11 protein-coding genes and 3 pseudogenes are annotated in these 13,386 nt (G+C 41.5%); 6 read left to right on the forward strand and 8 right to left on the reverse strand.

The window, feature by feature from the left end:
* Window positions 1-8 precede the first annotated feature (8 nt).
* Window positions 9-382, forward strand: a pseudogene (locus V7K30_RS12355) (FAD-binding oxidoreductase); the annotation flags it as partial.
* 15 nt (window positions 383-397) lie between these two features.
* On the opposite strand, the gene V7K30_RS12360 reads toward V7K30_RS12355, so the two are convergent.
* Window positions 398-1,276 carry an aspartoacylase gene (locus tag V7K30_RS12360; RefSeq protein ID WP_334999468.1) on the reverse strand — a complete coding sequence of 293 codons (879 nt, stop codon included), beginning with the start codon at window positions 1,274-1,276 and terminating at the stop codon, window positions 398-400.
* Window positions 1,277-1,467: 191 nt separating this feature from the next.
* Here V7K30_RS12360 and V7K30_RS12365 point away from each other — a divergent pair, with 191 nt between their 5' ends.
* The gene (locus tag V7K30_RS12365; RefSeq protein WP_334999470.1) at window positions 1,468-2,649 is read left to right on the forward strand and encodes an AGE family epimerase/isomerase; all 1,182 of its coding nucleotides are present in this window, start codon (window positions 1,468-1,470) and stop codon (window positions 2,647-2,649) included.
* Window positions 2,650-2,871: 222 nt separating this feature from the next.
* Window positions 2,872-3,354, forward strand: coding sequence for a cupin domain-containing protein (locus V7K30_RS12370; protein ID WP_334999472.1), 483 nt, complete (start codon window positions 2,872-2,874; stop codon window positions 3,352-3,354).
* 262 nt (window positions 3,355-3,616) lie between these two features.
* On the opposite strand, the gene V7K30_RS12375 is transcribed toward V7K30_RS12370, so the two are convergent.
* The 3 genes from V7K30_RS12375 to V7K30_RS12385 form a co-directional block, all read right to left on the reverse strand.
* A complete protein-coding gene (locus V7K30_RS12375) occupies window positions 3,617-4,945 on the reverse strand; it encodes an ATP-binding protein (RefSeq protein WP_334999474.1) in 1,329 nt (442 codons plus the stop codon).
* Between the two features lie 96 nt (window positions 4,946-5,041).
* Window positions 5,042-6,331, reverse strand: coding sequence for a tellurite resistance TerB C-terminal domain-containing protein (locus tag V7K30_RS12380; RefSeq protein ID WP_334999476.1), 1,290 nt, complete (start codon window positions 6,329-6,331; stop codon window positions 5,042-5,044).
* 261 nt (window positions 6,332-6,592) lie between these two features.
* Window positions 6,593-7,942, reverse strand: coding sequence for an ATP-binding protein (locus V7K30_RS12385; RefSeq protein WP_334999478.1), 1,350 nt, complete (start codon window positions 7,940-7,942; stop codon window positions 6,593-6,595).
* Between the two features lie 87 nt (window positions 7,943-8,029).
* On the opposite strand from V7K30_RS12385, the gene V7K30_RS12390 reads away from it, so the two are divergent.
* Both V7K30_RS12390 and V7K30_RS12395 read left to right on the forward strand, forming a co-directional pair.
* Window positions 8,030-8,350: a TMEM14 family protein gene (locus V7K30_RS12390; RefSeq protein ID WP_334999480.1), complete on the forward strand. Its 321-nt coding sequence runs from the start codon at window positions 8,030-8,032 to the stop codon at window positions 8,348-8,350.
* 75 nt (window positions 8,351-8,425) lie between these two features.
* Window positions 8,426-8,677, forward strand: coding sequence for a hypothetical protein (locus tag V7K30_RS12395; RefSeq protein WP_334999482.1), 252 nt, complete (start codon window positions 8,426-8,428; stop codon window positions 8,675-8,677).
* Window positions 8,678-8,694: 17 nt separating this feature from the next.
* On the opposite strand, the gene V7K30_RS12400 is transcribed toward V7K30_RS12395, so the two are convergent.
* The 4 genes and pseudogenes from V7K30_RS12400 to V7K30_RS12415 all read right to left on the reverse strand — a co-directional run.
* Window positions 8,695-9,579 carry a fructosamine kinase family protein gene (locus tag V7K30_RS12400; protein ID WP_334999752.1) on the reverse strand — a complete coding sequence of 295 codons (885 nt, stop codon included), beginning with the start codon at window positions 9,577-9,579 and terminating at the stop codon, window positions 8,695-8,697.
* A 93-nt stretch (window positions 9,580-9,672) separates the two neighbouring features.
* Entirely contained in the window at window positions 9,673-10,977 is a 1,305-nt protein-coding gene (locus tag V7K30_RS12405) for a M16 family metallopeptidase (RefSeq protein WP_334999484.1), read from the reverse strand.
* A gap of 269 nt (window positions 10,978-11,246) precedes the next feature.
* A pseudogene (locus V7K30_RS12410) lies at window positions 11,247-11,501 on the reverse strand (hypothetical protein); the annotation flags it as partial.
* 58 nt (window positions 11,502-11,559) lie between these two features.
* Window positions 11,560-11,775, reverse strand: a pseudogene (locus V7K30_RS12415) (protease HtpX); the annotation flags it as partial.
* A 57-nt stretch (window positions 11,776-11,832) separates the two neighbouring features.
* Here V7K30_RS12415 and V7K30_RS12420 point away from each other — a divergent pair.
* On the forward strand, window positions 11,833-13,380 hold the full coding sequence (locus V7K30_RS12420) for an FAD-binding oxidoreductase (RefSeq protein WP_334999486.1): 1,548 nt from the start codon (window positions 11,833-11,835) through the stop codon (window positions 13,378-13,380).
* Window positions 13,381-13,386: the final 6 nt, after the last annotated feature.

Consider the following 13,386-nt stretch of genomic DNA (forward strand, 5'->3'; position numbering starts at 1 on the left):
TTTCCAAAATGTCTTTAACTGAAGAAATTATTTCCCAATTACCCGGCGATGTTTTAGGAGGATTGCACCAAGGCGATCGCATCCTCACACTGTGCGATAAAATACCGCACCTATCCCAACGTTAGTTAAAGAAAGTCAACAGCCTTTAGGCGTCGTAGACTTCGATGTAGTTATCTGCGGTGGCACTTTAGGCATTTTAATTGGTTGCGCCTTGGCGGTGAAGGGGCTGCGGGTGGCGTTGATGGAACGGGGAATTTTGCGGGGGAGGGATCAAGAGTGGAATATCTCTGGTAAAGAATTAGATGTATTTGTGGAATTGAACTTGCTAACAGAGGAGGAATTAGCAAGTGCGATCGCCACTCAATATAACCCAGCAAAGGTTAGAAGCGCGAATAAATTAAACTATCTCTTCCCGCTTTTGAGTTAGATACATCGCAATTCCTTTCTCGTAGTAAGCTGCTTCATTAATAAAAATAGGATAAACAGTAGACTCTCCCTCATAGAAAATATCTTTTCCTTCAAAAGTCAGAAACATTGGATCACCTGGATTCAGAGGTTCATAATCCCGAAACTGAAGCTGGGGGTGAATCATCGCTAGAATCTCTTGGCGATCGCTTCTAGGATAATCGATAGTCCCAATGTATTGATAGAATGTAAGCGTGCTGCTTGTCTGCGGAATATTACCTTGGTTGCACCCTTCAAAATAATCCAAAATTGCATAAATAAGCTGCTCTGTTTGCTGAAACAATTCGGCGTTTAAGATATTCTGAGCCACAGCACCAACTTCTATAACAAAACCCAATTCGCACAAAGAACGGAGAAAACCACCTTCTCTAGATTGCTGATTAACAAAAACCTTTACCATCGGATTGATAGAACTTAAATAAGCGCCTAACCGAAGTAATAAAGGATGCAGATCACAAAAAATCAGACTTAACCCCATGTTGGCAGTTGTGCTGTGCAAATCAACAATTACATCTACAAAGGGCTGATTTTGCGGTTGCAGTATTTGTTGGATTGCTTTTGCCCGCGTATCTTCATAACTTGAGAGTTGGGGATTTTGTAAGCCTTGATTGGTGAAGCAACGATTTAAATCCTTGTCAATATATCGTTTGCCTTCTTCAATAGCTTTGAGATTGCCAAGTAATGCCAGAGTTTCAAAACTTACTCTGTTGATTAAATTTGGATACTGCTGAAACCTTTTGACTAGATGTACTCCTGTTAACTCATTACCGTGGTTTCCTCCAACGATCGCAACTCGTTCAATCTGACTCATAACAACCTCACTGGCTCCCCTACGGTTATTGAGAATGGTGCAAGATACAAGATAGAAGTATACCTGCTGCTGACTAAATCTTGTAAGAGACTGACGTGATGTCTACGACGGGCTACGCCTACGCTCCATATTCGAGCCAAAATGTGATAACTGTTAAGCTGTTGGTTTTAGCACAAAAGGGGAGGAAATTTATGGAGTATAATTTTCAAGCGCTCGCTGAACTTTACAAAAACGCTCTCCTCAACGATGTCCTCCCATTTTGGGAAAAATATTCTCTCGATTGGCAGCAAGGCGGCTATTTCACCTGCCTCGATCGCTACGGCAAAATTTATGATACAGACAAATTCATCTGGCTGCAAAACCGCCAAGTGTGGACTTTTTCCATGCTTTACAACCAGCTAGAAAAACGCGAAAACTGGTTAAAAATCGCCAGCAATGGCGCTAATTTTCTCGCCCAACACGGCAGAGATAGTGATGGGAACTGGTACTTTGCCCTCACCCGTGAAGGGAAACCACTGGTTGAGCCTTACAATATTTTTTCTGATTGCTTTGCAGCAATGGCATTTAGTCAATATGCACTCGCTGGGGGTGAAGAATGGGCAAAGGATATGGCAATGGAGGCTTACAACAACGTGTTACGCCGCAAAGATAACCCGAAGGGCAAATATAATAAAACCTATCCCGGCACACGCGCGATGAAATCATTGGCTGTACCGATGATTTTAGCCAACTTGACTCTAGAAATGGAATGGCTGCTGCCAAAGGAAACACTAGAGAATGTCCTAGCCGAGACTGTCCGCGAAGTGATGACCGATTTTCTCGACCAAGAACGGGGACTAATGTACGAAAATGTTGCCCCTGACGGTTCCCACATAAATTGTTTTGAGGGACGGCTGATTAACCCAGGTCACGGTATCGAAGCTATGTGGTTTATCATGGACATCGCCCGTCGCCAAAACGATACTAAAACTATTAACCAAGCCGTTGATGTGGTGCTAAATATCCTGAATTTTGCTTGGGATAGCGAGTATGGCGGATTGTATTACTTTATGGATGCAGACGGTCATCCTCCACAACAATTGGAATGGGATCAAAAGCTGTGGTGGGTTCACCTAGAGTCTTTGGTTGCATTAGCGATGGCCTATCGCCTGACCGGGCGTGAGGTGTGTTGGGAATGGTATCAAAAGATGCACGATTATGCCTGGTCACATTTTGCTGATTCAGAATACGGTGAGTGGTTTGGCTATCTGAATCGGCGTGGAGAAGTATTGTTGAACCTTAAAGGTGGCAAATGGAAAGGATGTTTTCACGTCCCGCGGGCATTGTACCTATGTTGGCAGCAATTTGAGGCGATCGCTACTCCTTTGCAATAGATTTCTTACAAAAATTCATGTTCATAACCACAACCGAAGCTGAGGTAACGACAGCTTCAGTTATTGCGATGCCTGCTGCGGTAAACAACGCAGTGAGTTTAATTCTCGATCAGAGCACCATCTGCACGGTTTAACTCATCCTAAGGAGCATTGTTCTCGTATTTAATTCGAGAACACAAAATGATTTAATTAAAGGTATTGCCCAAACAAAAAACTTTTAATATGAGAAAACTGTCTCTGATTCTCCCCTTAGCTATCCTAGCTTTTGGCAGTGTAGTTGTTAAGAGCCAAGGAATCTCCTCACCCAATACTTACACTAAATCTGTTACCCGTGAAGTTTTAGCGAGTGGTTATCCTACTCAAGATCATTTGCAGATTCTTGAGCTTGTACGGTATACCATCGCACCAAGAACAAAACTCCCTACTCATACTCATCCGGGAATGCAGATTGAACGAGTAGAGGCGGGAACTTTAACTTATACTGTTGTGGAAGGAGAAGCTAAAGTAACGAAAGCTAACGGCACAGAATTGATTCTTCAAAAAGAGAAAACTATACAACTTACAGTTGGAGATTCTTTAGTTGAATCTGCCGGAATGGTTCATTATGCAGAAAACCAAACAAACAAGCCGATTATTCTGTTGTCTGCTTCTCTATTTAATGCTAATCAACCAAAAGCTATTTTAACCAATCCTAAAAGCAGATGAATTTGATGATAGATTTAGACTTTTGTCAGAGATTTACTCATTAGTATTTGAAATGGCATCATCCAGATGACGATATGAGTCGCCAGAGTTCTCAGCAAAGTACCATCGAGTTGCCAGACTTTAATCGTGTTAACCCTCTCAAGTTAAATGTGGAAGAGCTTACCAACTTTGCAAAGTGTTACAGAAAACTGAAGAGTTAAATAATATTCTAAAGAAGGTTTTTCAATCTGCTATTCTTCTGGCTCAGTGTCTTCATTATTAATCACAAACTAAATTCTGCTGCATTATCCTCATCCACATTTGCATCTTTACCCATCGCAGTAGGTTTAAATTTAGAGCCATGAATTAATTCAGCAAACGCAATTCCTGGATTTTGGTGAAGAATATTCAGCACACTCATAAAATCTCGCACAATTTCCCCTGGTGTCAGTAATGCTTCTGCACCCAAGCGATTAATAATTTCTTGCACAAAATCCTTCAACTCACGATTTGTCAAAGTCTGTTCATACCCAAAATTGAGTGCATGAATCTCAGCTAAACGTTGCAGAAGCGTCAAAATTTCTGCTTCACTCAACGGATTTAGCCGAATCACTGGCCCCAAATATTCCTGAACGCCAGATTGTGCAACAAAACGACTTTCTTTTGTGCGTCTTTGCCAAGCTTGGTCTGCAAAAAGTCCCCGTTTGGGGTCTTCTAAAAATTTAGTTGTTCCACCAACGACAATACCAAGATGTTCTGCTTTACATTGCATGGTATCGTTAAACATTGCGAGGAGTCGATTATAGTTCTTTTCCCGCGTGACCGTAGTAGATATTTGATATAAATGTACGGCTTCATCAAGTATAATTAACAGTCCTTTATAGCCAATTTCAACTACAAATTTAGCAAACAGTTTGATATAGTCATACCAACTATCATCATCAATAATTACCCGCACTCCTAAAGCTGCTTTCGCCTCAACTTTAGTAGTAAATTCTCCACGCAACCAGCGCATTGCCGCATTTTTTAAATTATCATCATCCAATCGGTAGCCACGCCAATAAGCGATAATCACGCTACCAAAATCAAAACCGTGAACTAAGTCTTCAATATACTGAACTACTTCCCTAATTTTCGATTCAACTTGGTCATCAAAACCATCGTCATTGGGACGCATTTCAGTTTCTTTCACCACTTCTTGTTGAATTTTATTAATCCACCCCTCTAAAATCGAGACTAAAGCACCACCATCAGGACGAGTTTTTGTAGCTAGGTGGCTCATTAATTCTCGATAGGTGGCTACACCTTCATGGTTGCTTCCAGCTAATCGGCGTTCAGAAGATAAATCAGCATCAGCTACTACAAAACCTTGCTCCATAGCCCGGTTGCGAATTAGTTGCAATAAAAAACTTTTCCCAGAACCGTAGTTACCAATTATGAAGCGAAATGCTGCTACACCTTCTGCAATATCATCGAGATTTTGTAATAGGCTTTTAAGTTCTTTTTCTCGGCCTACTGCTATATATTCAACTCCCACTCTTGGTACTACCCCCGCACCAAGGGAATTGATTAAAGCAGTGGAGATTTTTTTCGAGATTTTGAGCTTTGCCATGTATTACACTTCACTTTATTTTAAACGCAGAAACACGCAGTAAATAGGTAAGGTACATATTCACCTTAGTACTAATCTTACGACAGCAATAATATTTTAGTTTGACGAAGCATGTTTGGCCATAAGACTTTCATGCATTGCAATCATTTTTTTTACATGGGTAATATGCTCAGGGTAAACTTCTGGACTTTCCGAATCTGAGTTAATTATTAATTCACCAATAGTATCATTGCCCCGTTCATTTATAGAATCGATTAATAGATTCGGCATAGTGATGTTTGCTTCGGCAATTTTTTTAATAGTAGCCTTGGGATTATCTTGTTCGATTATAGCTTTTAATACTTCTAGTTCGTATCCTGGGAGATTTTCTAAAAAGTTAGTCCATTCTTCAGGTATATTCTCTGATGTATCAACTTCTGAAGTATCTATGATTGCTGTAGTTTCCATTATTTCAGAAAAAGGAAACAATTCAGTATCATCTTCTTGAGAATTATCAGAGCCAGGTTCTGGATTGAATGTTTCTAATTGTTGGAGTAATTCCCATACTTGATTTTGTAATGAATCTCGTTCTTCTTGTAATAATGAAATTTGCCCTTGCAACTGCTGTAATTCGGCTTTTTGTTCTGCTAGTTGGGTTTGTGAAGAATTCAGGATAGCTTGGATATTTTCTCTTTCGGTTTTTGTCGCTACCAGTAATTGATTTTTTTGGGTTGTCTCAACTTCTAGCTCTTGAATTGCAATTCGCAGCTCGTATAGTTTTTCTTCTAATTGGGGTTTGAGTCTGCCTAAAAGAGTTAAATTGCTTTCAACTTCTTGTTTATCCTGCTTGAGTTCGGAAATTTGACTTTGCAAATGGGTGATTTCAGTGCGAGATACATTACAATTCGACTCTAGACGGCGCTTCTCTGCTGTGAGGACAGAAAAAGCATTGTTCAATTCCGCTTGATTTTTCTGCAAGTTATTAATTTCAGTTTGCAGGCTATTAATTTCGGTTTCTAACTGCTTTTTTTGTCCGGCAAATGTTCTTAATTCTCGATGTAAACTATCCCTTTGGTTACGGCTTTCTGTAACTTGATTTTGCAGTTGTTGTGACTCTACATATAATAAATTATGATGTTCTTCAATTTGGTTTATTTCTCTGACAACACGAGCCTTCAATCCCTCCATTTCTTTAATTCGCTTGCGGAGAGAACCTAAAACAAACATTTCATAATTTCTGCGTCGCTTATCTACGAATAATGCTGCTCCATAGATAGTAACGGCAGTAATTACACCTGTGAGAAAGGCTTTATTAAAATCCCAGCTTGGGACAAGGCTAAGTCCAAAACTCACACTAAAGGCAACTATCACTAGTATAAATCGATTGCTGATCATTACTGATTGCATATTGCTGGTTTTTAGCGTAGTTAAATTATCAGAATAAGTAGCTCTCATACTAATTTATAATTCGGAATTCGTAATTAGAACACACAGATAAAAATACTTCCTAAAAAAGGGTTCCAATCTGTTGTTCTGTTTGGTGAAATAAGACATTTTTCCTAACTTTGGTATCATGGTCGTTCTGAAATCTCTATTTTTAGTTACTGGTGCATAACATTGTTTTGTAAGTCAGAAAAAAGTGCAATTATCAATGAATTAATTTTAATGCTAGGTGTTGGATGTATTGTTATTTGCATGAAAAAGTGTTAAATCTGCTTTTAAAAAATCAACAAACTGCCGTGCTGTGCGTCCAGAACGACCATTATGGCGAGTCGTCCATTGTAATGCTTGAAATTCCAAATCTTCTTGGGTAATATTAATTTCAGCTTGTGCGGCTAGATGTTGTACAATCTTTAAATAAGTTTTCTGATTGGCTGGTTCAAAGGTCAAGGTTAAACCAAAGCGATCGCTAAACGAAAGCTTCTCCTGCATCGTATCCCAGGCATGGATTTCCTCGTTATCCTTGGGGGCAGGTCTATCCACAAAAAACTCCCGAATTAAGTGGCGGCGATTAGAAGTAGCGTAAACAACTACATTTTGAGGCCGCGCAGTTAAATTCCCTTCTAAAACTACCTTGAGGGCTTTAAAGGCATCATCATCTTCTTCAAAGGAAAGATCATCGACAAAGATGATAAATTTTTGTGACACTCCCCGTAAATGTTCCACAATTTCTGGTAAGTCTTTTAAGTCAGATTTTGTCACTTCCAACAAGCGGAGGCTGCGATTACTATATTCATTCAATAAAGATTTCACCAAAGAAGATTTGCCAGAACCGCGACTACCGTAAAGTAATACATGCAGTGCCATCTCTCCTGCTAATAAAAACTCTGTATTTTTCAGCAAAGCATCTCTTTGAGACTCGTAACCTACAAGCGCACTCAGCTTAACTGGGTCAGAATACCGAATACCGATAAACTGTCCAGCTTGCCAGCGTAAAGCGCGATATTCTGCAAATAAACCAGAGCCATATTGCCGATAATAAGCCGCTAATTCTTCTACAGCATCACCCCAATTATCTAACTCTTGTAGATATGTAGCGAACTTTGTCTCTACTCCTACCAATTCTTGCTCTTTATACCACACTACTGGCGAAATCGGCATATGAGCTACGCCTTGTATCCACTCGCTCAAAGAAGCACTGCTACATTCATAGAGGCTTTGCAATACTTGTAAATCATGCTGAACTGCTGCTACTAAAGCCGGGGGCAAATCCTCAAATTCTCGTACTTGGGCCAGCCTTGTAAAAGGATTCTCAGAGAAAAGAAGTTGAGTAATTAAATAGTCTTCCCAGTTTTGATTTTTAGCAGCTAAAGCGTGGAAGTAACTGCCGTAAGCTTGGAGACAACCCCGTGCATCGGCCTCAGTGTAACGTATAGCTTGCAATAGTTCCAGAAATGCCATCCCCACTTTGCCTTGCAGAACAGATTGGTACAGTAAAAGTGAGGCTGCTTGGCGCTGGAGATATTGAACTTTTGTATATGAGGAAGTATTTGTCATTGGCATCGCTTGATTATCCATCAATAAACTGTGTGGTATAGCTAAATAGCTATGGTAGATTGTCTGCTGACCCTGGCAGTAAAGTCAAAGTCTACATAGGTTTTAACAATGAATTTAAGTATAATTGCTGCTTTTGCTTACGGCATATTAGCGATTGTTGGTGGCATTATTGGCTACATTCAAGCTAGAAGTAGGGTTTCACTGTTAAGTGGTAGCATTAGCGGTTTATTACTAATACTTGCGGCTTACTTTCAACTCCAAGGGCAAACCTGGGGTTCGATTTTAGCAGTGTTAGTTACTGGTGTTTTAGTGGTAGTCTTTGCATTTCGACTGGCTAAAACACGCAAGTTTATGCCGGCGGGATTAATGACGATTTTGGGGATGCTGACATTGGCGGTGATGGTAAATCAAATGGTGGCTTTAAGGTAGCATCAGTTTCCAAGCAATAACCACCCTCGTATTTTTTGTTACCTATTAAGGCGTTCTTTCAGAGTGAGGGAGGTGATGATTTGCAGCAGTGAATCAACCAATCGGGTGTTCCTGTGTTTCTGCAATCGTGTACTTAATACAGTTTTGCGTAAAAGCGTAGCGTTTTTAATGCGGGGGAACGCATTAACAAGGCAAACCGACGCATTAACAAGGCAAACCGACGCATTAACAAGGCAAGCCGACGCATTAACAATGCAAGCCGACGCATTAACAATGCATCCTGATGCATTGGCATTGCAGGGTATTGCCAAATTTAATTTGCTATGAATAATGAAATGTTGTACTTAGCGCAAAATCTGGTCAATCATCCGGTTCGCCTGGGAAGCATAACCGCCCCCAAATAAATTGAAGTGATTCAAAATATGATATAGGTTATAGAGCGTTTTTCTCTGCTCATAGCCTGGATCTAAAGGAAAGACTTCCTTGTAACCTTTGTAAAAGGCTGCGGGAAACCCACCAAACAATTCTGTCATGGCAATATCAACTTCGCGATCGCCAAAATAAGTTGCTGGATCAAAAATCACGGGTTCTCCTGACACTGTACACCCAGCATTTCCGCCCCATAAATCGCCATGTACTAAAGAAGGTTGCACCTGGCGATTTGCTAAGAGTTCAGGGATAGCTGCGAGTAATTTTTCTTGCTGAGGAAAATTTCCTCCCCGTCGCCTTGCCAACTGAAATTGATAACCCAGGCGATGTTTAATATAAAATTCTGCCCAGTCTGCTGTCCAAGTATTGATTTGGGGCGTTGAACCAATGGTATTGTTTATTTTCCAACCAAAACCTTCACTACTGCTAGCTTGATGCATCGCCGCTAACTTGCGCCCCATCTCTTCCCATCGCAGAGCGTCTCGTAGAGAAGAATTGCTGTTACCGTTACCAAGTTCTAACCATTCCAGCACGATGTAACTAGAATTCTCAGCTACACCCCAGCTTAGAGGTTTTGGGACGCGAATACTAGCTGTTGCTAACATTTCCTTTAAACCCAATGCCTCAGCCTCAAACATCGCAACTTGGGATGCTTGATTAAGCTTGACGAAGTAGGTTATCTCACCATTGGAAACAGCATAAACTTGGTTGATGCACCCGCCACCAACAGATCGCCGTTGCTGACTCTGAAATTTTTCGCCCGTCACCTGGCTAATATGAGCATCGATTTGAGTCCACATCATGCAATTTTGGATTTTAGATTTTGGATTTTGGATTAGTAACTGGACATTGGGTATTAGTTATTCTCGTCTTCCCCATGCCCAATTTTTAATTTACGGCTTGACGACAACAACACCATAAGCATCTGGAGAAAGATACTCTTTGGCAGCTTGCATCAAGTCAGTTGCATCTTGACTCTGAATATAATCTGGGTAGTTAAAGGCGGGTTCTAAATCTCCCACCAAAGATTGATAATAACCATACAACCCAGAGCGATCGCTTGGTGTTTCATTACCAAATATAAATCTGTTCGCTACTCGTCGCCGCACACGGGCAATTTCTGAGTCTGTTACCAACTCGGTTTGGACTTTGCGAATGTGTTGAGCGATCGCATCCTCTACTTCTGCTAAATTTTCTACTGCACATTTAGCTGAAATATAAAATATCCCTTGCAGCTCATTACTCATGTTGCTCACAGAAATTGAAGAAACCAATCCCCGTTCTTCTCGTAAATCCCTCACCAGTCTTGATGTTCGTCCATGTCCCAAAATTCCTGCTAAAACATCCAGTCCATAGGTGCGATCTAACTGCGTCATTCCTGGAACCCGCCAAACCATCACTAGCCTTGCTTGCTGGAGACTTTCATCTATAAATTCTTGACGGACAATTTCTGTAAATGGTGACTCAGGATTTAATGGGGAGTGGGGATTTGGTAGAGACGCGATTAATCGCGTCTGTGTTTGAGAGTGGGGAGTTTTAGTGGCTTTTGTAAATCCTTCAGCAACGATCGCAATTAATTCTTCCACAGGCAAATTGCCCACAGCTACAGCAGTAATTGACTGGGGTTGATACCAATTAGCATGAAAATCCCGCATTTGCTGGGGTTTAAGTTCGGCAATCACCGATTCTGGCCCCAATACCGCACGGCGATAAGGTAGCTCGGTAAACGCTGTCTCCATCGCCCGTCGAAATATCCGCCGCTGGGGATTATCTTCTGAACGCCTAATTTCTTCTAAAACTACTAATCGCTCCCGTTCAAAAGCATCATCAGGAATACTAGCATTAGATACTACATCTATTTGTAGTGGAGCCAGATCGGCAAAATCTTTGGGCGCAGTGGTTATATAGTAATGAGTATAGTCTTGACTAGTAGCGGCATTGGTAACAGCACCCCGTTCTTCAATTCGCCGTTCAAACTCGCCGCTAGCCAGTCGTTCTGTTCCCTTAAAAATCATATGCTCTAAAAAGTGAGCCATGCCGTTAATGGCATCAGATTCTACCGCTGAACCAACTTTAATCCATACGTTGAGGTTTACAGCTTCAACTGGCATCTGCTCCGCGATGATTGTCAAACCATTGGGCAACTGATGCAGGGTTGGGGTATTAAGACGAGGAAATTTCCGCAGGGTTGAAGTCATTGCTACTTGTGTGAGGAGCTATGTTACTTCTTTATCTTATCCGTCACCGAAAATCATTGAGCGCAAGCCCCTGCTTTCAAGCAGAGCCAGGGCGAATGGAATTCGCGTCTACACAAACTCTCGTCCGCCTCCGCGGACTAAGAAAAAATTGAGTTTTTGTAACCCGCAAAGGCGGGTAAAGCCTCGTGTAAACGCGGTTTCTAACCGCCGATATCACCTTAAGTTGACACCCATGCACAGATGTGATCCCCTACATTTATCTGCGCTATTTAACGAGAGTAAGGGTTATTGAACGCTTCCCAAGGAACTTTAGCTGCCTTTTGCAAACGAAAGCTGATGTCTACTACATCATTCATCATTAAGTGCCAGTTTCTCTCAGCTTCGTCCTGAATTACCGCCCAAGAGTTTTCTAAGCGATCGCGTTCTTTGAGTTTCCTCCCTTCAATTAATTCCCGTGCTTGACGCACAGCTTTCAAATATGTTTCAGGCGTGAGAGTACCTGCCCAATCAGTCTCAGCTTGAGCGCCCTATACTGATAATCATTAGTCATTGGTGATTTAGCAAATGACTAATGACAAAAATTTAATAAGCTTTTGTTGGCAGTTGTTGCTCTAATTTCAGCAATGCTGCAACTCGCACTTCTGTAGCAGGGTGACTGGAGAATAAGTTACGCAGAAACTGTCCAGAGATGGAATTGATAATTAATAACGGCTCAAATGCTGGATTGGCATTTAAAGGCATCTGCTTTGCTGAGGCTTCTAATCTTTGCAGCGCCCTAGCTAAGGCGCGGGGATTACCGTATCTACTTTCTTCATTCTCAGGTAGTTTTGGAATGTAGAGTTGAATTTTTCCAAAATGTCTTTAACTGAAGAAATTCTTTCCCAATTACCCGGCGACGTTTTAGCAGGGTTGCGTCAAGGCGATCGCATCCTCACATCTCTGCGAGAAAACTCTGCACCAGTACCAACGTTAGTTAAAGAAAGTCAACAGCCTTTAGGCGGCGTAGACTTCGATGTAGTTATCTGCGGTGGCACTTTAGGCATTTTAATTGGTTGCGCCTTAACAGTGAAGGGACTGCGGGTGGCGTTGATGGAACGGGGTATTTTGCGGGGGAGGGAACAAGAGTGGAATATTTCTCGCAAAGAATTAGATGTGTTTGTGGAATTGAACTTGCTAACAGAGGAAGAATTATCAAGTGCGATCGCCACTAAATATAACCCAGCACGAGTTAGTTTTGATGGCGGTACAGAAGTTTGGGTAGAGGATGTTTTGAATATCGGCGTCGATCCAGTTTATCTACTAGCTACCTTGAAAACCCGATTTCTCGCTGCTGGTGGAAAGTTGTTAGAAAACACACCCTTTACCGAAGCGGTGGTTCATCCAGATGGGGTGATGGTAAATAATCAATTCAAAACTCGGTTATTAATCGACGCGATGGGACATCTTTCACCCATTACCCAACAAGCCCGCCAAGGCAAAAAACCAGACGCCCTGTGCTTGGTGGTAGGAAGTTGCGCCCAAGGATTTCCAGAAAATAACTCAGGCGATTTATTGTTATCATTCACATCTTTGCAGAATCAATGTCAGTATTTTTGGGAAGCGTTCCCAGCCAGGGATGGCAGAACCACTTACTTGTTTACCTACATAGATGCACATCCCCAACGTTTGAGTTTAGAAGCTCTATTTGAGGAATATCTGCGTCTTTTACCAGAATATCAGGGAGTGGAATTGAGCAAGCTGAAATTTCAACGAGCGCTATTTGGTTTCTTTCCCACCTATCGCCAAAGTCCCCTCAAAACCCCTTGGAGTCGCATTCTACCAGTGGGAGATAGTAGTGGTAGTCAATCTCCCTTGAGTTTTGGTGGTTTTGGGGCAATGGTGCGTCACCTGAAGCGTTTAACATTTGGCATTTACGAAGCGCTGGAAACTGAACAATTATCTGCAAAAGGGTTAGCACTGCTGCAACCCTATCAGCCAAGTTTGACTGTTACTTGGTTGTTTCAAAGGGCGATGAGTGTTGGTATAAATCAGAAAATTGCGCCCGATCAAATTAACCAACTACTCTCGACGGTATTTCAGGAAATGCAACAGTTGGGTACACCAGTGCTAAAACCATTTTTACAAGATATAGTGCAGTTTTCGGCACTAACGCAAACACTATTAAAAACTGGTTTATCCCATCCAGGATTAGTTGCCAAGATAATTCCGCAAGTAGGTTTAGGAAGTTTGTTAGATTGGATGGTGCATTACGGGAACTTAGGTGTATATACTGCCTTGTTTTGGTTGAGTCCAATGCTAGAAACATGGATTAAGAATCAACCAAATGAACAACAATATTATTGGCATCGTTTGATTGATGCCTGGAAGTATGGTTCTGGCGGTGATTACTCAGATGAAACTTAGAATTTT

It is taken from the genome of Nostoc sp., from assembly GCF_036917655.1.
Classification (GTDB): Bacteria; Cyanobacteriota; Cyanobacteriia; order Cyanobacteriales; family Nostocaceae; genus Nostoc.